Source organism: Pseudomonas sp. Leaf58 (assembly GCF_003627215.1).
Lineage (GTDB): Bacteria > Pseudomonadota > Gammaproteobacteria > Pseudomonadales > Pseudomonadaceae > Aquipseudomonas.
Genome location: NZ_CP032677.1, coordinates 5,029,846 through 5,051,551, shown reverse-complemented (window position 1 = coordinate 5,051,551; position 21,706 = coordinate 5,029,846). Strand labels below are relative to the sequence as shown.

Sequence of the window (21,706 nt, the reverse complement as noted above, 5' to 3'; positions counted from 1 at the left end):
TTCATGATGAACAGCTGATTTCCAGGTGCTTGCCCCACTCCGGCGGCCGCTCGGCGTAGGCCTGCATTCCGGCTTGTTCTTCAAACGGCCGGCTCAGCACCTGATGCAGCCGCCGCACTTCACTGTAATCCCCCGCTTCAGCTGCTTCGATGGCTTTCTGCGCCAAGTAGTTACGCAACACGTACAGCGGGTTCACCGCATGCATGCGCTCACGCCGGCCGTTGGCATTACCCGCTTCACGCGCGCAGCGGGCCAGGTAGTCCGCGCCCCAGGCATCGAAACCGGCCAGGTCGATGAAATCATCGCGCACCACCTGCAGTGCTTCGGCTATGGGTTGATCACCCAATTTACGGAAGAACAGGTTGTAGTCGACCCCACCGCTCTGCATGCGCTGCAACAGGCGCTCGACCAGCGCCAGGTCATTGTCTTCGGCGGTAGTCAGGCCCAGGCGCCGGCGCATCAGGTCTAGGTAATGGGCCTGGTACAGCGGCAGGAACAGCCCCAGCGCTTCTTTCAGTGGCTCCACTTCGATCACCGTGGTCAGCGCCTGGGCCAGCGCACTGAGATTCCAGTGGGCGATGGGCACCTGGTTGGCATAGCTGTAGCGGCCACGGTCGTCGGAGTGGTTACAGATGAAGTTGGCGTCGAAGTCGTCGAGGAAGGCATAAGGGCCAAAGTCGAAGGTGATACCGAGGATCGACATGTTGTCGGTGTTCATCACCCCGTGGCAGAAGCCATACGCTTGCCAGCGCGCGATCAATTCGGCGTTGCGCTCGACGACAGTGCGGAACATGGCCAGGTACGGCTGCTCGGCGTCACGGCATTCGGGGTAGTGGTGGTCCAGCACATGGTCGATCAGCACGCGTTGCTGCTCGGGTTGTTGGGTGTAGTAGAAGTACTCGAAATGGCCGAAGCGCACATGGCTCTGCGCCAGGCGTGTGAGCATGGCAGCGCTTTCGCGGGTTTCGCGCCACACCGGGGTGCTGGAACCGATAACGCACAGTGCCCGGCTGGTGGCGATGCCGAGGGCGTGCAGGGCTTCGGAGGCGAGGAATTCGCGGATCGACGAGCGCAGCACGGCGCGGCCGTCCCCCATGCGTGAGTAAGGGGTTTGGCCGGCGCCCTTGAGGTGCAGGTCCCAGTGCTCGCCTGCGTCGTTGAGCACTTCGGCCAGCAGCAGGCCGCGGCCATCACCTAGCCGCGGATTGTAGGAGCCGAACTGGTGGCCGGAATAGACCATCGCCCGTGGGTCGGCCTCCTGCCACAGCTTATGGCCGCTGAACAGCTCGGCGAACACCGGCAGGTCGGCTTGGGCCGGGTCGAGGTCGAGCAGGGCCATGGCCGACTCGCTTGCTACCACCAGGCGTGGCTCGGCGATAGGCTCGGGCAGGACCTGGGTGGAAAACGCATCGCCCAAGCGGGCGAAACGGTTGTCGAAGGTGAGTTGGTCAAGGGCTTTCACGGGCTGCTCCTGGAAGTCGATGCCATTGGGGCCGCCTTGCGGCCCTTCGCGGGCAAGCCCGCGAACGAGGGCTAAGCCCTCGCCAGCATTCTGGCGGTCATGCCAGTTGGAGTCCACTCAGCTTGCCGCAGTGCCATCCAGTTTCGGCTGTTCCAGCGGGATCAGCTGCTGCTTGCCGCCTTTCGGGTCCATCAGAAACACCTCCACCTGGCGCACCGAAATCTTGATGTCATGCGCCTTGAACTCCCGGCTGATGTAGCGGTTGAGCTCATCCAACGTCGGGTTGCGGTCGCCCAGGTCACGCACATGCATGCGCAACTCATGGTCCAGCGAGCTCTCGCCGAAATTGAGGAAGTACACGATCGGCTCCGGGTCCTTGAGCACCCGTGGGTTCTCATGCGCACCCTTGAGCAGTAGGTCGCGTACCAGGTCCAGGTCGGAGCCATAGTCGATGCCCAGCTTCAGCGTCACCCGGGTAACCGTGTCGGTCAGCGACCAGTTGATCAACTGGCCAGTGATGAAGGTCTTGTTGGGGACGATGATGTCCTTGCGGTCGAAGTCGGTGATGGTCGTGGCGCGGATGCGGATTTTGCTCACCGTGCCGGAAAGGTTGCCGATGGTGATGGTGTCGCCGATGCGCACCGGGCGCTCGAACAGGATCATGATGCCGGAGATGAAGTTGGCGAAAATCTCCTGCATGCCGAAGCCCAGGCCTACCGACAACGCGGCCACCAGCCACTGCAGCTTGTCCCAGCTGACCCCCAGGGTCGACAGGGTGCTGACGATGCCGACGCCGACGATGATGTACGACAACAGCGTGGTGGTGGCGTAGGCGCTGCCTTGGGCCAGGTTCAGGCGTGACAGCACCAGTACTTCCAGCAGGCCCGGCAAGTTGCCGGCCAGGGCGAAGGTGATGCCGACGATTACCAGCGCCCCCAGCAGGTCGCCGAGGCTGATCGGCACCATGCTGGCGGCAGCGCCGGCGCCGCTGGCGTACTCGTACAGGACGAAATTGTTCAGGTAGGCGAACACCGAGATCAGGTCCGACCACACCCAGTACAGGCCGGCGATGAAGCCGCCGAGCAGGGCCAGGCGAATCAGGCGCAGCGACTGCTGGTTGACCTGCTCGATGTCCAGCGTTGGCTCTTCGGTGATGACTTCGCCATCCAACCCTTCTTTGGCCGCCGCCCGCTTGCTCAGCGCGCGCTGGTAGGCCAGGCGGCGTGCCGCCACCGACAGGCCGCGCACGAAGGCGGCCTCGATCACCAGCCAGAACAGCAGCAGGTAGAGGGTGTAGATCAGCCGGTCGGTGAGCTTCAGCGCGGTGTAGTAGTAGCCGAAGCAAACAGCCACGAACAGGGCGATGGGCAGGGCGGTGAAGGCTACGCCCACGGCCTTGCGGAACAGCGAGGTGTCGCGGTGCGCTGGGCTGCTGAGCAGCAGGCGGCTGAGCAGCCAGGCCATCAGCGCGTAACAGGTCAGCACCACGCCGATGCCCAGCACGTCGTCGGCCAGCGCCGAGGGCTGGTGCTCCGCGACAGCGACCACGCCGACCAGCGCCAGTACCACGGTGCCCAGGCGACGTACCCAGCCGCGCAGGAACTCGACCTGCGGCTTGTGCCAGCGGAAGTGGATTTCCGCCACGCCACCGGGGGCCAGGATGCGGTAAGCGGTGTAGAACACCAGCCAAGCCTGGGCCAGTTGCCAAAGTGCCGCGCCCAGGTTGGCGTTTTGCCCGCGGGCATCGATTTGCAAGGCATAGCTGCATAGGGCCAGGCCGAGGCTGACCGGCATAGCCAGTAGGATGTTGATAAAGATCGCCTGGGGCGTGTGCCACTGGCTGTCACGGCGGAAGTGGCCGATGTCCTGGTGTACCTTGCCCAACCGTTGGTACAGGTACTTGCGCCGCCACAGCAGGGCGCCGATCGCCAGCAGCAGCGGCAGGAACAGCAGCGGGCGTTGGCTGAGGCCGTCAGCCAGTTCCTTGATACCCGAACCCCACGGCAGGCTGGCCACTTGGTCTGGCAGGCGCTCGGGTACATAACGCAGCCAGTCCCAATCCAGCGGCTTGTTGCTGGGGATCCAGAACATCTGTTCGTCGAGGGTGTTGCGCAGCCCCAACGCAGTACCCTGCAGCTGTTTCTGGTTGAGCTGCAAGGTGATCGATTCGTTCAGCAGTGCCGACAGCTCGCGGTTCAGGCGCTCCAGCAGGTCGCTGCGGGTGATCGCCACTTCCAGCAGGGCCTTGCGCAGTTGGGGGGTAACGTCCTCCTGCGGTTGGTTGACCAGCAGCCTGTCGACGTAGGTCACCGGGCTGCTCATCTGCTCGCGCTGCTGATTGATTTCGAACTGATACAGGCGAATATCGGCGATCTGGTCGGCCAGGTCGCGGTCGAGCTTCAGGTGCGGTAGCGCCTGCTTTTGCTTGTACAGGATCTTCGACAGCAAAAGGCTGCCCTTGAGCACGTTGATCTGCTCGTCCAGCGCCTGGTCGGCCTGGGTCAGGCTGTCGAGTTGCTGCTTGGTGCGCAAGTTCTGCTGAGTCAGCTCGTTGAGGCGGTCGGTGCTTTTCAGCAGGTAGTCGGACAGCTTGAGGTTGGCCGCGCTCTCGGTGGCCAGCAGGCTGCTGCCGCCTGCTTTTTGCGCTTCGATCGACTGCTGGGTGACGGTTTGCTGGGACTGGGCCAGGCGCTTTTCGTTGATCAGCGTCTGCAGGTCTTGGATTTCCTGCTCCATGCGTGCGGCGCGCTCGATCAGCAGGTCATGGCGGGCATTGCCCAGATCCTGCAGCAGGCCATTGCCGGCCAGCTCCTGACGGCGCAGCAAGGTCAGCGCATTGAGCGAGGCTAGCTCGGCATTAAGCTGATTGCGCTGGTCGGCGTTGACCGGTTTACCGGCGTCTTTGCCGGTCTTGAGGATATTGTTGATCTGCTGGGTACGCGCTTGGCTGCTACTGATTTCGGCCTGGGCGCGTTCGGGGCGGGTTTGTGAATTGATGATCAGGCTGTTGGCTTCGGACAGTGCCTTCTGCAGCTCGCCCTGCTGGGTGCTGCGTTCGCTGAGCATCTGCTCCAGCTGTGGCACGCTGAGGCTGGCGTAGCGCTGGGCCACCGGTGGCTGCTTGCTTTCGTTGAGCTTGGCCAGTTCGCGTTGGCTATCGCTGGTTTCTTTCGGTGCACCGGCCAGCTGCTGCTTGAGCGCGACCAGTTTCTTCTCGTTGTCTTCCTTGCTGGCGAGCAGGCTGAGGGTTTGCTCCAGCACTTGCTGCAGGGCTTTTTGTTCGGCCTCGGGCAGCTTGCGCTCGGCGATCTTGTCGAGGCTGTTCTGGATGCTGGCGGTGGTCGGGGCTTCTGCTGCGGTAGCGGCAAAAGAGAGAGACAGGCACAGCCCGAGCAGGGCTGTGCGAAGGTACACGCGCAGAGACATAGGCAGACTACTTGTGGATCCGGCAGAAACGAAGTTTAGAGGAACAATCCTGGTCCGGGTCGCGTTCCTTCGGGGAATCTGACGCCTACTTTCTGGATCTTGTTCCCGTCCATGGTCGCCACGGTCCAGATCGTGCCATGCCATTCGACCTGGTCACCCACTACTGGAGCGCCTCCGACCTTCTGTCGGATGAACTGGGCCAACGGCATTTTCGCGTCCAGGCCGTCGAGTTTCAGGCCGTACAGCGCGGCCACCGCGCCCAGTTCGGCATCGCCTTCGAGCACGAAGTCGCCGAAAAAGCGCAGGTCCAGGCCACGTTGTGGTGCCTGGCTGAACAGTTTGCCCAAGGCCGGCAGGTTGTGCTCATGGCCGATCACGCAGAGCATGTCGTCCACTTCCAGCACGGTACTGCCCGAAGGGTGCAGCAGCTGCTCGCCGCGGAACAGCGCGGCAATCCGCGTACCTTCGGGCATTTTCAGCTCGCGCAGGGCGGCGCCGATGCACCATTTTTCGGCGCCCAGGCGGTAGACGAACATTTCCCACTCGCTGGTGATGTGCACTTCCAGCGCGGAGCGCGAGATGGGCGCTGGGTCTGGTGGTACCGTCACTTTCAGCAACTTGGCCATCCACGGCAGGCTGGTGCCTTGTACCAGCAGCGACACCAGCACGATGAAGAAGGCCAGGTTGAAGAACAGCTGGGCGTCCGGCAAGCCGGCCATCAGCGGGAATACCGCCAGGATGATCGGTACCGCGCCGCGTAGGCCGACCCAGGAAATGAAACCCTTCTCGCGGCCATGGAAGGCCTTGAACGGCAGCAGTGCAGCGACCACCGACAGCGGGCGTGCCACCAGGATCATCCACAGAGCCAGGCCTAGCGCAGGCAGGGCGATGGGCAGCAGGTCGTGCGGCGTGACCAGCAAGCCCAGTACCAGGAACATGCCGATCTGGGCCAGCCAAGCCATGCCATCGAGCATGTGCAGGATGCCGTGGCGGCTGCGGATCGGTTTGTTGCCCAGCACCAGGCCGCACAGGTACACGGCAAGGAAGCCACTGCCGTGCAGGGCGTTGGTCAGCGAAAACACCGCCAGGCCGCCGGCGATCACCAGAATAGGGTAAAGCCCGCCGGCCAGGTTGATGCGGTTGACCAGTTGCAGCATCACCCAGCCACCGCCCAGGCCCAGCAGCCCGCCGATACCGAATTCGCGCAGCAAGTGGGTGAGCAGGCTCCAGTGCAGGCCGGTTTGGCCGCTGGCGATCATGTCGATGAGGGTGACGGTGAGGAACACAGCCATCGGGTCGTTGCTGCCCGACTCGATCTCGAGGGTGGCGGTGACCCGCTCGTTCAGGCCTTTGCCGCCCAGCAGTGAGAACACTGCCGCGGCGTCGGTGGAGCCAACGATGGCGCCGATCAACAGGCCCTGGATCAGGCTCAGGTTGAACAGCCAGGCGGCAACCAAACCGGTAAGGGCAGTAGTGATCATGACCCCTACGGTGGCCAGCGACAGCGCCGGCCACAGCGCCACGCGGAAACTCGCCACCCGCGTGCGCAGGCCGCCGTCCAGCAGGATTACGGCCAGTGCCAGGTTGCCGACCAGGTAGGCGGTTGGGTAGTTGTTGAAGATGATGCCGCCACCGTCGACACCGGCGACCATGCCGACGGCGAGGATGATGACCAGAATAGGGATGCCCAGGCGCGACGACAGCGAACTGACCAGGATACTTGCGCCCACCAGCAATGCGCCGATCAAGAACAGGCTGTTGATGGTGCTTGCATCCAAAGGCAGGTACTCCGGGATATCGCGGGAAAGGGGCTTGACTGGCAAGTCGCGTGCCAAATGATTCTAACCTGATGAATTGGCAGCATGTAAAGCGTTTCTGCAGATGTGCGAAAGGCACCGCGATGGGTGCCTTTGGGTGGGTTGCCTGGGCGGGCCCTTTTGCGGCTAAAGCCGCCCCCACAAGTACTCCACAGCCCTAGAAGGCGGTGGTATCCCTGTGGGAGCGGCTTTAGCCGCGAAGAGGCCGGTGCAGGTTTATGCCTGCTTCACCTCGCGCATAGGCTTGCCCTTCACCGGTGCACCGTTGGCCACGTAGTACTTGGCGGTGCTGCGCGGCAGCGGCTTGCGCTTGCGGATCTTGTCCGAAATTTTCTCGGCAATCATGATCGTGGTGGCGTTGAGGTTGCCGGTGATGATGATCGGCATGATCGACGCGTCGACCACACGCAGGCCCTGCATGCCGTGTACACGGCCTTCGCCGTCGACCACTGCCATGTCGTCGGTGCCCATTTTGCACGAGCAGGACGGGTGGAAGGCGGTTTCGGCGTGCTCACGGATGAACTTGTCCAGCTCTTCGTCGGTTTGCACGTGCGCGCCCGGGCTGATCTCGCGACCGCGATATGGGTCCAGCGCCGGCTGGGCCATGATTTCGCGGGTCAGGCGGATGCCGTCACGGAACTCCTGCCAGTCCTGCTCGGTGGCCATGTAGTTGAACAGGATGCTCGGGTGCTGGCGCGGGTCCTTCGACTTAGCCTGGATACGGCCACGGCTTGGCGAACGCATCGAGCCCATGTGCGCCTGGAAACCGTGTTCCTTCACGCCGTTGGAGCCGTTGTAGTTAATGGCAACCGGCAGGAAGTGGTACTGAATGTTCGGCCACTTGAACTCAGGGCGGGTGCGGATGAAACCACCGGCCTCGAACTGGTTGCTGGCGCCGATGCCGGTGCCGTTGAACAGCCACTCGGCACCGATGGCCGGCTGGTTCCACCACAGCAACGATGGGTACAGCGACACCGGCTGGGTGCAGGCGTACTGCAGGTACAGTTCCAGGTGGTCCTGCAGGTTTTCGCCAACACCTGGCAGGTCGTGCACTACCGGGATGTCGAGGCTTTCCAGCAAGGCGCGCGGGCCGACGCCGGAGCGCTGCAGCAGTTGCGGTGAGGCGATGGCGCCGGAGCTGACGATTACTTCCTTGCGGGCGCGAGCTTCTACACGCTCTTCGCTATCGCCGACCAGGTAGGTCACGCCAATCGCACGCTTGCCGTCGAACAGCACACGGTCGCTGAGCGCGTGGGTGACGATGGTCAGGTTCGGGCGCTTCTTGGCCTGGTCCAGGTAGCCGCGGGCGGTGCTGGAACGGCGGCCGTTCTTGGTTACCGAACGGTCCATCGGGCCAAAGCCTTCCTGCTGATAGCCATTCAGGTCTTCGGTGCGCGGGTAGCCAGCCTGCACGCCGGCCTCGACCATGGCGTGGAACAGCGGGTTGTTGCCGGCTTTAGGCGTTGCAACACTGACCGGACCATCGCCGCCGTGGTAGTCGTTCGGGCCGATGTCGCGGGTTTCGGCTTTGCGGAAGTACGGCAGGCAGTCCAGGTAGGTCCAGTCTTCCAGGCCTGGCAGTTCTGCCCAGCCGTCGAAGTCCATGGCGTTGCCGCGGATGTAGCACATGCCGTTGATCAGCGACGAGCCCCCCAGGCCCTTGCCGCGGCCACATTCCATGCGGCGGCCGTCCATGTGCGGCTCTGGGTCGGTCTCGTAAGCCCAGTTGTAGCGGCGGCCCTGCAGCGGGAAGGCCAGGGCGGCTGGCATCTGGGTGCGGAAGTCGAAGCGGTAGTCGGGGCCACCGGCTTCCAGCAACAGTACGGTGACGCCGGCGTCTTCGGTCAGGCGGGTAGCCAGGGTGTTACCGGCCGAACCGGCACCGACGATGATGTAATCGAATTCTTGGGACATGAAAGTACCCTCGTGTTGGCGGTGATCAGGGAGCGGAAACGCCCGTGCACGGCGGCACGGGCGTGGCTGTACAAGGCCTTAGAAGACCGAGTTGTAGCCGCCCAGCTCGACCTGGACCGACTTGATGCGAGTGTATTGAGCCAGCGAGCTGACGCCGTTCTCACGGCCGACGCCCGACTGCTTGTAGCCACCCACCGGCATTTCGGCAGGCGATTCACCCCAGGCGTTGATCCAGCAGATACCGGCTTCAAGCTTGTGGATGATGCGGTGGGCGCGGGTAATGTCGTTGGTGCACACACCGGCGGCCAGGCCGTACTCGGTGTCGTTGGCGCGACGGATCACTTCTTCTTCGGTTTCGTAGGTGAGGATGCTCATCACCGGGCCAAAGATCTCTTCCTTGACGATGGTCATGTCATCGGTGCAGTCGGTGAACACGGTCGGGGCGACGAAGGCGCCCTTGGCGAAATCACCGGCAGTCAGACGCTCGCCGCCGCACAGCACGCGGGCACCTTCTTCTTTACCCTTGGCGATGTAGCCAAGCACGCTTTCCATGTGCTGGAAGCTGACCAGCGGGCCGAAGTTGGTGTTTTCGTCTTCTGGGTTGCCAACACGGATACGGGCAACGCGTTCGGCGATCTTGGCTTCGAAAGCAGCTTTCATCTCGGTTGGGATGAAGACGCGGGTGCCGTTGGTGCACACCTGGCCCGAGCTGTAGAAGTTGGCCATCATGGCGATGTCGGCGGCCTTGTCCAGGTCGGCGTCGGCGCAGATGATCAATGGCGACTTGCCGCCCAGTTCCATGGTGACTTCCTTGAGCGACGAGCTCGAGGCGCTGGCCATGACCTTCTTGCCAGTGGTGGTGCCGCCGGTGAAGGAGACTTTTTCGATGCGCGGGTGCTCGGTCAGCCAGGTGCCGACTTCGCGGCCGCTGCCGGTCAGCACGTTGAACACGCCGTTCGGCAGGCCGGCTTCGGTGTAGATTTCGGCCAGTTTCAGGGTGGTCAGCGAGGTGACTTCGGACGGCTTGAAGATCATCGCATTGCCGGCGGCCAGGGCCGGGGCGGATTTCCACAGGGCGATCTGGATCGGGTAGTTCCAGGCGCCGATACCGGCGGTAACGCCCAGCGGCTCGCGGCGGGTGTAGACGAAGGACGACTCACGCAGCGGGATTTGCTCGCCTTCGATAGCCGGCACCAGGCCTGCGTAGTATTCCAGCACGTCGGCGCCGGTGACGATGTCGACGTAGCGGGTTTCGGAATACGACTTGCCGGTGTCCAGGGTTTCCAGCATAGCCAGCTCGTCGTTGCGCTCGCGCAGGATGTCGACGGCGCGGCGCAGGATGCGTGAACGCTGCATGGCGGTCATCGCGGCCCAGACTTTCTGGCCACGCTCGGCGCTTTCCACGGCTTTCTCGACGTCAGCCTCAGTGGCACGTTGCACGTGGGCGAGGACTTCGCCAGTAGCCGGGTTGATGGCTTCGAAGGTGGCATCGCTGCCAGCGTCGACGTAAGCGCCATCAATGTAGAGTTTTTGCGTTCCGAAACGGGCCATAGTGTCCTCGCAAGTGCAGTGTGTGGTTGGCTAGCGCGTCACGCTCCTGCCGTGTTGGCAAGGGCCGTGCGCGGCTGTTCAGCGGCCTGGTCGTTTGTACCCAGGGTGTGCTGTTTAGCCAGTTGTAGATCCATGTATTCGTAAGCAATCCGTATTGCCTGGTCGGTGTCGAATGCATCACCCGACAGGGCGCCACGCAGCCACAAGCCGTCGATCAAAGCCGCCAGGCCGCGGGCTGCCTTGCGCGCATGGTAGAGCGGCAGGGCGCGGCGGAACTGGCAGCACAGGTTGGAATACAAGCGGTGGTCGTTGATCCGCTGCAACCTGTGCAAGTCGGGCTGGTGCATGCTGGAAGCCCAGAAGGCCAACCAGGTTTTCATCGCCGGGCCGTTCACCTGGCTGGCATCGAAGTTGCCCTCGATGATCACTTTCAGGTGGGCGCGCGGGCTGGCGTCCGTCAGGGCCAGGCGACGCGCTCTAACGCCTTCGTTAAGCATGTTCATGATGTAACCCATCGTCGCTGCGATCAGGCCGTTCTTGTCCCGAAAGTAGTGACTGATGATGCCGTTCGACACACCGGCCAAACGGGCAATCAGCGCAATGCTGGCGTCCCCCAGACCGACCTGATCGACCGCCTGCAGCGTGGCTTCGATCAACTGCTGGCGGCGGATGGGTTGCATACCGACCTTGGGCATCTCGCTATCTCCTCAGGCCTGCGAGCAGACGACAAGCGGCTGACTCGGCGAAGGCCAGTCTATTTTGTTTTGATTGAACGTTCAATCAATAAAGAATAAGCTCTGCGACAATTTGTGCCATTGACAGTTATTCAGGCCGTCGAAAAGGCATGGATTGACACCCCAGGAAATCGCGTAACCCCCGGAATACAAGGCGTTGACGGGCATGAGCGATGCGAAATGCAGATTCTGCCGTGCGGTCATGGACCCTGCGGCGGGCCCTTGGAGCGGGCGGGGTGATCTGTGACCAATGCGCGCACCTCCGCGGAGGGCGTGGCATTTTCAGCAGACCACCTGACTGTTTTTTGCAACGTATCGATTCGGGATCACGGTTTCCAGGGTGCTTTTATAACACCTGATGCAGTGGGGATATTCCACCAATTGCTCGGGAAAGATTGATTAGCCTCCACAGCCGTACTGCCCGGAGCATTCGTGCAATGAGTTCTGCCTCACTTACCAAGCCCCCCGCCGAGAGGGTACGGGTCAACCGCGTGGTGTTCTTCACCTCCGCGCTGATGATCCTCGTTCTGACTGCCTTGCTGATCGCTGTACCCGAAACCGCCGGCCAGGTGCTGGGCGTGGCCCAGAAGTGGCTCACGCGCACCTTTGGCTGGTACTACATGCTGGTCATCTGCGGCTACCTGGTGTTTGTCGTCTACCTGGCGTTTTCCGACTATGGCAGCCTCAAGCTTGGCGGCAAGGACGACCAGCCCGACTTCAGCTACGGCGCCTGGGCCGGCATGCTGTTTTCTTCCGGAATTGGCATTTCGTTGTTGTACTTCGGTGCCTCCGAGCCACTGGACCACTACTTCAACCCACCGGAAGGCACCCCCGCCAGCCTCGAGGCCGCACGCCAAGGCCTGCAGCTGACTTTCCTGCACTGGGGCCTGCATGGCTGGGCGATCTACGCCCTGGTCGGCCTGGCCGTGGGTTACTTCGCCTACCGCCACAACCAGCCACTGGCACTGCGCTCGGCGCTGTACCCGCTGGTGGGTGAGCGCTGGGTCAAGGGCGCGGCCGGCAATGCCGTGGATATCTTCGGCATGTTCGTCACCCTGCTGGGCCTGGTGACCAACCTGGGTATCGGTTCGATGCAGGTGTCGTCTGGCCTTGAGTACTTGTTCGGCATGGACCACAGCAAGACCAACCTGCTGGTGGTCATTCTGGTCATGGCGGGTGTGGCTACGGTGGCGGCAGTATCGGGTGTGGAAAATGGCATTCGCCGCCTGTCCAACCTGAACATCGCGCTGTTCAGTGGTTTGTTGATTTTCGTGCTGCTGGGCGGCGAAACCTTGTATCTGCTCAATGGCTTTGTGCAGAACATGGGCGACTACCTCAACGGTATCGTGCTGAAAACCTTCGACCTCTATGTGTATGAAGGCGAGGCCGGCAAGTCTGAGCGCTGGTTGGGCCTGTGGACCGTGTTCTACTGGGCTTGGTGGATTTCCTGGGGCCCGTTCGTCGGCATGTTCATCGCCCGAATCTCCAAGGGCCGCACCGTTCGCCAGCTGGTCATGGGGGTATTGCTGATCCCGCTGGGCTTCACCCTGGCCTGGCTGTCGATCTTCGGCAACACCGCGCTGGACTTGGTGATCAACCAGGGCGCCGTGGAGCTGGGCAAGACGGCGCTGGAACAGCCATCGATGTCGATCTACCAGCTGCTGGAGTACTTCCCGGCGGCCAAGATCGTGATTGGTGTGGCGGTGTTCGTCGGCTTCGTGCTGTTCCTCACCCCGGCCGACTCCGGCGCGGTAATGATGGCCAACCTGTCGTGCAAAGGCGGCAAGGTCGACGAAGACGCGCCGCACTGGATGGTGGTGTTCTGGTCGGTGGTCATCACCCTGGTCACCATCGGCCTGCTGTTCGCCGGTAACTTCGAAGCCATGCAGACCATGGTGGTGTTGGCGGGCCTGCCGTTCTCGGTGGTGCTGGTGCTGTTCATGTTCGGCCTGTACAAGGCCATGAAGCAGGACGTGGCGGTCGAGCAGGAGCGTGCCGAGCTGGCCGCCCGTGGCCGTCGCGGTTTCAGCGAGCGCCTGACCCAGCTGGAGCTGCAGCCGACCCAGGCCGTGGTCCAGCGGTTCATGGACAAGCAGGTCAGCCCGGCGCTGAAAGAAGCTGCCGCGCAGTTGCAGACCCTGGGCTTTGACGTAGAAACCCGAGTAGGTCAGTCGCGCAGCACGATGGGCCTGCGGGTGATGATGGAAGAGGGCAACCCGTTCGTCTATGAAGTGAGCCTGGACGGCTACATGGCCGCGCCGAGCGAAGCACCGGTGGAAGGCGAGCCGGAAGTGCGCCAGCGCTTCTACCGTGCCGAGGTCTACCTGCACGATGGCAGCCAGGAGTACGACCTGATGGGCTTTGCGCCAGAGCAGATCGTGCGTGACGTGCTGGACCAGTTCGAAAGCCACCGCCAGTTGCTGGGGCGTGTGTACAGCTGATGGCTTTGTGCTAAAGCAAAGGCCTTGCATCGACGATGCAAGGCCTTTTTTTTTGGCTCAAGCACTATGTAGCGCAAGCCTGTTCCGCCTTCGCATCAGCCTACCGGGCTTTCACCTGGAGGCATGCCGATGTCCACTCCCGATATCCCAACGTTCGATTTCCAGCACATTGTCGCTCAGCAGTTCGGTGACCGTCCGACCCTGCGGCAGGTTGCCAGCCAACAACTGCTCAAGGTGCTGCTGGCAAAACTGCCGTGGCTGGCCTCGGTGCAACCAGCGCTGGAGGATGCCGACCCGCTGATGCTCGACAGCCCGGACCCTGCCACGGCGTACTGGACTACGCAGCCTTTCGTCGATCGTGTGCTGCAAGCGCTGCTCGACGCGGAGCCGTTGGATCTGGAGCCGGTGGATGGGCGTTATCACAACCTTGGGCTGACGGCAGCCTACCGATTCGCCGGCTCAAGCAGTGAATTCGATACGCGGCAGCTCAGTGACTTGTCGGCGTCGCTACAGGCGTTGGTGGAATGTTTGCCGCAATATTTCTGCGATGCCCAGCTTGAATACTGGAACGCCCAAGGCAGCGCCGGCGTCAGTCGGGATCGCTGGCTGCAATTGCTGCTGCAAACCGCATTGTTGCGCGGTCTGCCTCTCCAGGGGTTGGATACCAAGGAGCAGGCGTGCTTGCGTGGCCTGATCCGAGGCGGCCCGGACCAACCGCAGGTGTTTTTCGTCCAGGTGAGTTTGACCGCCGCGTCCCTGCAGTTCGATGAATTGCAGTGCCATATGCTGGTACTTGGCGAGTGGGATGAGCGCCAGGTCGTGCTGTGGTGTGCGCCATCGGGCGCTGTGCGCAGTTATCCTTCACTAACGGCATTTGGCCAGGCGCTGCGTAACGACCTGGCGCAGCGCTACCAATTCGAGCAGATGTCCTGGCACCGATACAGCGTCGAGGGCAATGTCTTTGCCCAGCAGGTTAGCCTGATGCTGGAAAGCCTGTTCAGTCGGGTCGACCGCCTGCGGTATCTGCAGGTGGTGGGCACTGCGCAGCTCGAGCAGCGTTTCGCTCAAACCAGCGACCCTGCACGCTGGTTCGCCAGCTACGTCAATGAAACCCCTGCATTGAAAGCGCCTCCTGGTCTGCTGAGCGCTTCTGCGCAGGACAGCTTCGCCTATTGCAGCGCAATGTTGCAGCTAGCACTGGACCAACTCGACGGCGAGGGGCGAGCTGCTTTGGATGGCATTCAGTGCTTGAATGAATACACCCGCCAGCAACTCAGCAAGCAGATGAGCAAGGATCATCAAGACCACACATCGCCAGATGACTTGGTTTTGCAACTGAGCCTGGCGCGAGGTGTACCGGGGGGCTCGGCAACGGGGGCCGGCGGGGGAGAGGCGCTAGTCTACGCCGGCGAGAAAACCCTCACCGAATTCGCCATTGGCAACCTTTCATCACTCAAAGGTGCCGCCATCACCCAAATTCTGCGTTCCGATGGCAACGCAGCGCCCGACTGGCTTGATGCCGAAGCCGCCAGGCAATTGGTGGCGCAGGTCGATATCGGAGGGCGGTACCCGGCCTACGTGGCGGCAGAACTGGATGATACAAACCAGCGCCCGGAGCGGGTCGCCCGCTTTGCAAGAGAGTGGCGCAGTGCGCTGACACTCAGTGCCATGGCTGCCAAGCTGGAGGGCAAGGTCTCGGAGGCTGGGTTGCAATGCGTCGTCGACTTCTGTGCCGGATGGTTGCACCCAGTCGCACCGCGTATCTCATTCTTTCCCCTGGCCTTTAGGCGCAGCCAGACGTCGCGAAAAAAGGACCGAGTGCGGGGCATGTATGTCCTGTTTTGCGCCGAACCCGCGGTAGTACTGTTGTATCGCCCGCTGTACACGCAAGACACAGTCCGCGAGTACGCCAGCCTCGAGGCGTTGCTGGAAAGCGTTCGTGAGTCTGAAATCTTGCAGGGCAGCCTGCTTGACTGGATGGCCCAGGACGTCCGGCACATTTATGAAAATGGCGGCTTTGCCGAGCCGCACATTACCCATATCGGGCTCGACCCTTACGAACTGCCAGAACGTCCCAAGCCGGCGGTTCTCGATATCGCCTTGTGGCGAAGCGATTTGGATGAAAAGCTTTACTCGGCCAACCGCGATCTGCTGGTCGAGTTAGCGGACATGCAGTCGGTCTCCAATGTTGAAAGCCGCTGGGAAGTCCTCAGCCAAGGGGCGTGGTTGCTGTTCGATGTCGCCACATTGCTGGTGCGAGGCCCGGTCGCCACGGTGGCCTGGTTAGTGCAACTACTCGGATCGTTGCAAAACGACCTGACATCGCTCGAACAGGGTGGTGAGTTCGACCGCTCTGCTGCTGTCGCCGACCTGTTGCTGAATATCGGCATGGCACTGTTGCATGTTCGCCAACCCGCATTGGCCGTTGTGCCCAAGGGCGAGGCGCTTGACGCATCGGCATACGAAGGGCCGGCTTTGCAACGCGGTGCATTTTCCGAAGTGGGCGTGTCGCCCACTGAAACCCCATCGAAGGCGCTGGGCGACTTGGCAGCAATAGCGGGCCAGCAGCTGGACTTTTCTTGGCGGGGCAATAACGGTTTCAACTGGCTGCCTGCGTTTGCCAGGAAGAAACTGGAGGCCATGCGATCGAGTGTGGCGCTGAATGGCCTGGTACCGATGGCAGTGGGAGAGGGCGCGGGGCTATATCAGGTTGACGGTAACCATTACGCCGTCCTGGCCAGCGATGTATACCGTGTTGAACTAAAGGACGGCAACGTTCGGGTGGTCGGGAAGGACGGTAGTCCAGGCCCATGGCTGGCTCGTGTCGACGGTGCCTGGAGGGTGGACAACGACCTGCGTTACCTTGGTGGCATGCCACCCAAGGCCATTCAAGAGAAGCTCGCCAAGCGCTTTCGCGAAGCGCATGAAGCAGTTAACCAGTTTGATTTGCGGGCCAACGCCGCCATGGCCGAGTGCGAACGGCTAAGCAAAAGCGTGCTTGACCTGCAAGGCCGCATCAACAAGCTCACGAGCTTGAAGGCCATTGAGCAGGCCAAGCTGGGCGCGCTGCCTGAAGGCGCTGATACCACCGCCTCGGTGAGGATCATCGCCCAGTACGATAGCCGAATCGCGCAATGGACGGTGGATATCGCCAACCTGCGAGAGGAAACTGTTCAGTCTGTGGAGAAGGCCGTTGAAGCGGAAGCTGCGATGCTGCCGCTGCTAACTACCCTGCAAGAGCCTAAGTTCGCCAACGAGCGCAAGAAAGGGGGGTGGGAGGGCACTCTTCCTTTACGCGAAGCGCAAATTCAGGTCAGCCTTATTCGCAAGAACGACTTTATTTTTAATGAGTTGTGGGGACTTGCGAAGTATTCCGAGCTTGGGGCGTTGCAGCAAGCGCTTCATGGGCGGCCGCTTGCAGACGTCGGCGAGCTGTACGTGAAGCTTCGCCGTAAACTCGAACAGGTTGCCCGCATTCAAGACCGCATGCTGGTCGCTCACGAACACCTCGATGCTTTGTTAGTCGATGCAGCTGACCAATTGGAGATAACCGGTGCGCTTCCCGAGTACACCCAAACGGTGGCCCAGCTTATCGCTCAGCGCAGCTTCACAACCGTCCAGCTGCGCTTCAATCAGGTGCTCAACCTGGCGGACCTGGCGTTGCATCTGGATGCGCCTGAGGCCCAGTCTACGCTTGCTGGCTATAGGGATGAGATTGCCGGTAACGTCATGCGCAACGCGGCAGAGGCGCATGGCGAACTGGACCTGGTCACGGTGTCGATAGACGACAAGGTGGTGATCTTGCAGGAGGCTTGGGATGAATACACCACCGCCCTGCTCGACAGCGAACGCATCTTGAAGGAAGGTGGCGCATTGATAGAGCCCGCCATGCTTGAGCGGTATCGCGAGCATGTCAGAAAACTCAAGCTGGATGCGGGTCGGCGTCTGGTCGAGGCCATCCGCGAGCAGGACGGCCACCCCCAACTCCGCCAGCGTGTGCCCTACGTCGTTTCGGGTGATGTGCGGCGAGTGGTGCGCAACACAGAGGGGCAGCTCCTCATCGGTACCGAAACGACTGTCGATGGGCAGCGTGTGGTAGAGGTGCGCGAATTGTTCACCGGTGCGGTGATGAGCCGCTTCGACTGGGTCGATGACACCTGGCGGGAGCGTGAGGACGAGGCGCCGGAGCAAGCCGATCCGAGCTATTCCGGGGACATGGCCATGCAGGTGCAGGCCTTGCAGGACGAGAGCGAAGGCGTGATCGACAAGGCTAAGAGCTATGTCGCCAATGACATCAAAGGTGCCTCATTGGCCAGGTTGTTCGATCGCCAGCTCGCCAGGGTCGATCAGCTGGCCACAACCTTGAGTGACCGAGGTGGCAGCGACATGCTCGTCAAGGCGCTGGAGCACACTGGCGACCAGCTGCGCGCGGCCAAGAATCTGCAACTTACCTTGCTGTACACCGACACTCGCTACCCTTCTGCGGCGGCGTTGCAGTTCTTGCACACGCAAGGGTTGATCAAGGTGGAGTACACCGAAAGAAGGACCATGCTCAACGGCAGCGCATTCGACGAGTACAAGATCATGCGCCTGACAGCGCCCGGGGCCTCGCAAGGGCGAAACCTATGGGTAGCGCATTTTCACCTGCCAAGCGCGGACGCGTTTGCCGAACAATTTACCGAAGGCCACCTGAAAACCTGGAGCCAGCGCCGCATGAGTGGCCGTGAGGAGATTGGTTCGGGGCAACGGGTGCACCGTGGCAAGCTGACACTTGAGCAGGCGCGAGGCATCATTCCTTTCCACTGACCGGCGCAATGGCGGGGGCCGGGCGATGCGTGCGGTGTGCAGGCATCGTCTGGTTGCCCCGTTCGGCAATCATTTGCTCCAGCATGATCAGTTCGACGCCTTGTTGCTTGAGGCGCGGGATTTCCCGCGCCAGTACGGCCAGGGTCGCCGGGTAGGGGTGGCCGATCAGCACCGCTGAACCCTGCCGGCGGGCCAGCGCGACCCCTTGCTGTAACTGCGCGGTGATGGCCTCAGGGGTGCTCACGTTGTCCAGGAACACATCCCGCGATACCTGGGCCAGGCCAATGGCCTGCGCCTGGCTCGCTGCCACCGTGGCCGCACTGGTGCGGCTGTCGACGAAAAACAGGTGGCGTTGCTGCAACTCGCCCATCAACCAGGCCATGGCTTCGCGCTGGGCGGTCATGCGGCTGCCCATGTGGTTGTTGATGCCGCTGGCATACGGGACCTTGGCCAGGGCCGCATCCAGGCGTTTGGCCAGCTCTTCGATCGGCGTGCCAGGGTGCCAGGCATAGGGCCCGTTGGCCGGGTCCATAGGCATGTGCAGAATCACCGTCTTGCCGGCCTTGTGGGCCTGGCGGGCGAAGTCGCTCGCGTGCGGGGTGTCGGGCATGATCGCCATGGTCACCGGGCCGGGCAGGGCAAGGGTGCGGCTGTCGCGCTCGCTGTTCTGGCCCAGATCGTCGATGATGATGCTCATGTAGGCCTTGCCGGCCGCTGCCGCTTGCGCGACGCCGGCCAACAGGCAGAACAACAAACACAGCAGATAACGCATGGGGTGGATCAGTCGCCCTTGGTAATGTTCAGGCCTTTGAGCAGGCTCAGGGCCTGGCTTAGCTGGAAGTCGTCATCCTGCGGGCGCTCCTTGCGTTTGCTGCTGCCGGTCGGGCGCTCGGCGCCGCCGTTGCCGTTGCCCAGGTGGCCCTGCAGGTCGGCTTCCTTGAAGTTGTCGGTGTCGGCTTCGGCGGTGAGCTTGGCCGGGCGCACCTCGATGTCGGGGACGATGCCCTGGGCCTGGATCGAGCGGCCATTGGGGGTGAAGTACAGCGCGGTGGTCAGCTTCAGCGCACGGTCGTTGGCCAGTGGCAGCACGGTCTGCACCGAGCCTTTGCCGAAGCTGTCGGTACCCATCAGCACGGCGCGTTTCTGGTCCTGCAAGGCACCGGCGACAATTTCCGAGGCCGAGGCGCTGCCGCCGTTGATCAGTACTACCAGTGGCACACCTTCGCTGGCGTCGGCCGGGTCGGCCGAGAAGCGCAGCTCGGAGTTGGCGATGCGGCCCTTGGTGTAGACGATCAGGCCTTTGGTCAGGAAGTGGTCGGCCACTTCCACCGCCGATTGCAGTACGCCACCGGGGTTGTTGCGCAAGTCCAGTACCACGCCGCGCAGCTTCTTGCCGTTGTCCTTGCGCAGCTTGGCCAGGGCCTTGCCCACTTCGTCGCCGGTCTTGACCTGGAACTGGGTGATACGGATGTAGCCGTAGTCGTTCTCCAGCAGCTGGCTCTTCACGCTCTTGACCTGGATGACTGCGCGGGCCAGGGTCACGTCGAAGGGGGTGCCGCCGTCGCGCACCAGGGTCAGAGTAATTTTTTCGCCGACTTTGCCGCGCATCTTGTCGACCGCTTCGGTCATGGTCTGGCCACGGGTGGGGGCGCCGTTGATCTTGACGATCAGGTCGCCCGCCTGCACGCCGGCTCGCGAGGCCGGGGTGTCATCGATTGGCGATACCACCTTGATGAAGCCGTCTTCCTGGCCCACTTCGATACCCAGCCCGCCGAACTCGCCGCTGGTGCTTTCTTGCAGCTCCTGGAAGTCCTCGGGGCCGAGGTAGGCCGAATGCGGGTCGAGGTTGCTGAGCATGCCCTTGATGGCGTTTTCCAGCAGGGTCTTGTCGTCCACTGGCTCGACATAGGCGGCCTTGATGCGGTCCATGACCTCGGCGAAGGTACGCAGCTCTTCAAGCGGCAGTGGCGCCTTGGCAGTCACCTCGGTGGCTGGCACTGCGGTGGCCTTGGCCGGCTCTGCGGCAGTGGCCAGGGGCGCGCCGACCGCCAGGGCGATGGACAGGGCCAGCTGGGTGAGACGAGGCGAGTGCAGCATGTCGAACGAACTCCTGATCCTGTAAGCGCTCCCTAGGGAGCATCGGCGCAGCCCGCAGGCTACGCCGTATAAAGTTGACTAGCCCCGGCACCACTGCGAAGGGTCGGTAGGCCGGCCCTGCTGGCGGATGGCGAAGTACAAGCCGGCAGCTTCCTGGCCGCCGCTGTCGCCAACGGTGGAAATGGCTTCACCCGCCTTGACGATATCACCTGCGCTCTTGAGCAGGCTCTGGTTGTGGCCGTACAGGCTCAGGTAACCGTTGCCATGGTCGAGAATGACCAGAAGCCCGGCGCCGCGCAACCAGTCGGCGAATACCACCCGCCCGCCGTGCACGGCGCGTACCTGGGTGCCAGGGTTGGCGCTGATCATTACCCCGTCCCACTTGGCACGGGCATCGCTGCCGCGGGCATCGCCGAAGCGTGCCAGCAATCGACCATTGACCGGCCAGGGAAGTTTTCCCCGTGCGGCGGAAAATGCGCCGCCGTAGTTCGCGCCGTCGCTGGAAACGATCGGGCCCAGGGTGGTGCGGGCCTTTTTCGGTGGCTCCACGGGTTCGCGGGCCTGTTCGCGCGCGGCGGCGGCGGCCAGGGCTTCCTGCTGGCGGCGTTTTTCCGCTTCCTGCTGAGCCAGCAAGGCCTTCTTGCGGGCTTCCTCGGCCTCGCGAGCCTGGCGAGCCAGGGTTTCTTCGATGGTCTTGAGGACTTTGGACAGATCGGCCTGGTCCTGCTCGCGGGCTTGCAGCTTTTGGTCGCGGTCTTTCATGTCGCTGTTGAGCTTGGCCAGTACCTGTTGGCGCTTGGCGCGCTCGGTATCCAGGGCCTGGCGACGGCTGTCGAGGTCGCCACGCTGGGCCAGCAGTTGTTGCTGCTGGGTGGAGATGTCCTGCTCGACATTGGCCAACTGGCGCAGGGTCTCGTTGAAGGTGCGCAGTTGCTCCAGGCGCGCCTTGCTCACGTAGTCGTAGTAGGTGAGGGTGCGGGCGAACTTCTCGGGGTTCTGCTGGTTGAGCAGCAGCTTGAGGTATTCCTCGCGGCCGTTCTGGTAGGCCGAACGGGCCTGGATAGCAATCAGTCGCTGTTGTTCAACGCGGGCGCTCTGGAGTTTTTTTTTCTCGGTTTCAAGGCGCTCCAGGTCGCCCTCGGTCTTTTTTAGTTCTTGTTGCAGTGCCTCCACCTGTTTTTCGAGGTTGCCGATATCGGTCTCGGTGGCTTTGAGGTCCTTTTGCACACCGGCTTTTTCTTCCTGGAGCTTGCCCAGCGTTTTCTTGAGCTCGGCAATGTCCTGGCGGGTGGCGTCCAGTTGCTGCTGGGTCTGTGCACGCTCATCGGCAAAGGCCGGGCTGAGCAGGCAAGACAGGGCGAGGAGGATCAGGGCGCGAAGCATGGGGTTTGGCGTACCAAGGGTGGAGACTGGCCTAGTATGGAGTAGCTGCAAGCGCCAAGCTACAAGCTGCAAGAA

Annotated in this window: 11 protein-coding genes; 2 read left to right on the top strand and 9 right to left on the bottom strand. The window is 62.3% G+C overall.

The window, feature by feature from the left end; translation table 11 throughout:
* Position 1: 1 nt before the first annotated feature.
* The 6 genes from selO to betI form a co-directional block, all read right to left on the bottom strand.
* Positions 2-1,462 carry a protein adenylyltransferase SelO gene (selO, locus tag DV532_RS23380; protein WP_056796631.1) on the bottom strand — a complete coding sequence of 487 codons (1,461 nt, stop codon included), beginning with the start codon at positions 1,460-1,462 and terminating at the stop codon, positions 2-4.
* Positions 1,463-1,579: 117 nt separating this feature from the next.
* Entirely contained in the window at positions 1,580-4,888 is a 3,309-nt protein-coding gene (gene mscK / locus DV532_RS23375; protein WP_056794414.1) for a mechanosensitive channel MscK, read from the bottom strand.
* Between the two features lie 35 nt (positions 4,889-4,923).
* A complete protein-coding gene (locus tag DV532_RS23370; RefSeq protein ID WP_056796633.1) occupies positions 4,924-6,666 on the bottom strand; it encodes a potassium/proton antiporter in 1,743 nt (580 codons plus the stop codon).
* Positions 6,667-6,921: 255 nt separating this feature from the next.
* The gene (betA, locus tag DV532_RS23365; RefSeq protein ID WP_056794416.1) at positions 6,922-8,619 is read right to left on the bottom strand and encodes a choline dehydrogenase; all 1,698 of its coding nucleotides are present in this window, start codon (positions 8,617-8,619) and stop codon (positions 6,922-6,924) included.
* Positions 8,620-8,697: 78 nt separating this feature from the next.
* Complete coding sequence (gene betB, locus DV532_RS23360; RefSeq protein WP_056794418.1) at positions 8,698-10,170, bottom strand: betaine-aldehyde dehydrogenase; 1,473 nt, start codon at positions 10,168-10,170, stop codon at positions 8,698-8,700.
* A 38-nt stretch (positions 10,171-10,208) separates the two neighbouring features.
* The gene (betI, locus tag DV532_RS23355) at positions 10,209-10,865 is read right to left on the bottom strand and encodes a transcriptional regulator BetI (protein ID WP_056794420.1); all 657 of its coding nucleotides are present in this window, start codon (positions 10,863-10,865) and stop codon (positions 10,209-10,211) included.
* Between the two features lie 533 nt (positions 10,866-11,398).
* On the opposite strand from betI, the gene DV532_RS23350 reads away from it, so the two are divergent.
* Positions 11,399-13,345 (top strand): BCCT family transporter, encoded by a 1,947-nt coding sequence (locus DV532_RS23350; protein ID WP_236707475.1) that lies wholly within the window; start codon positions 11,399-11,401, stop codon positions 13,343-13,345.
* 129 nt (positions 13,346-13,474) lie between these two features.
* Positions 13,475-18,151, top strand: a complete 4,677-nt coding sequence (locus DV532_RS23345) for a DUF6543 domain-containing protein (RefSeq protein WP_056794424.1) — start codon at positions 13,475-13,477, stop codon at positions 18,149-18,151.
* Here the strand turns inward: DV532_RS23345 and DV532_RS23340 are convergent.
* The 3 genes from DV532_RS23340 to DV532_RS23330 all read right to left on the bottom strand — a co-directional run bounded on the left by DV532_RS23340 (position 18,135) and on the right by DV532_RS23330 (position 21,631).
* Positions 18,135-18,923 (bottom strand): divergent polysaccharide deacetylase family protein, encoded by a 789-nt coding sequence (locus DV532_RS23340; protein ID WP_056794425.1) that lies wholly within the window; start codon positions 18,921-18,923, stop codon positions 18,135-18,137. The two genes, DV532_RS23345 and DV532_RS23340, sit on opposite strands and share 17 nt — an antisense overlap.
* 8 nt (positions 18,924-18,931) lie before the next feature.
* Entirely contained in the window at positions 18,932-20,248 is a 1,317-nt protein-coding gene (locus DV532_RS23335; protein WP_056794427.1) for a S41 family peptidase, read from the bottom strand.
* Positions 20,249-20,326: 78 nt separating this feature from the next.
* On the bottom strand, positions 20,327-21,631 hold the full coding sequence (locus DV532_RS23330; RefSeq protein ID WP_056794428.1) for a murein hydrolase activator EnvC: 1,305 nt from the start codon (positions 21,629-21,631) through the stop codon (positions 20,327-20,329).
* Between the last annotated feature and the right edge of the window lie 75 nt (positions 21,632-21,706).

Bases quoted from the DNA above. Each gene is read 5' to 3' on its own strand.
- betI (WP_056794420.1), bottom strand. From the start codon at position 10,865: ATGCCCAAGGTCGGTATGCAACCCATCCGCCGCCAGCAGTTGATCGAA.
- DV532_RS23330 (WP_056794428.1), bottom strand. From the start codon at position 21,631: ATGCTTCGCGCCCTGATCCTCCTCGCCCTGTCTTGCCTGCTCAGCCCG.
- DV532_RS23345 (WP_056794424.1), top strand. From the start codon at position 13,475: ATGTCCACTCCCGATATCCCAACGTTCGATTTCCAGCACATTGTCGCT.
- DV532_RS23335 (WP_056794427.1), bottom strand. From the start codon at position 20,248: ATGCTGCACTCGCCTCGTCTCACCCAGCTGGCCCTGTCCATCGCCCTG.
- betA (WP_056794416.1), bottom strand. From the start codon at position 8,619: ATGTCCCAAGAATTCGATTACATCATCGTCGGTGCCGGTTCGGCCGGT.
- DV532_RS23340 (WP_056794425.1), bottom strand. From the start codon at position 18,923: ATGCGTTATCTGCTGTGTTTGTTGTTCTGCCTGTTGGCCGGCGTCGCG.
- betB (WP_056794418.1), bottom strand. From the start codon at position 10,170: ATGGCCCGTTTCGGAACGCAAAAACTCTACATTGATGGCGCTTACGTC.
- mscK (WP_056794414.1), bottom strand. From the start codon at position 4,888: ATGTCTCTGCGCGTGTACCTTCGCACAGCCCTGCTCGGGCTGTGCCTG.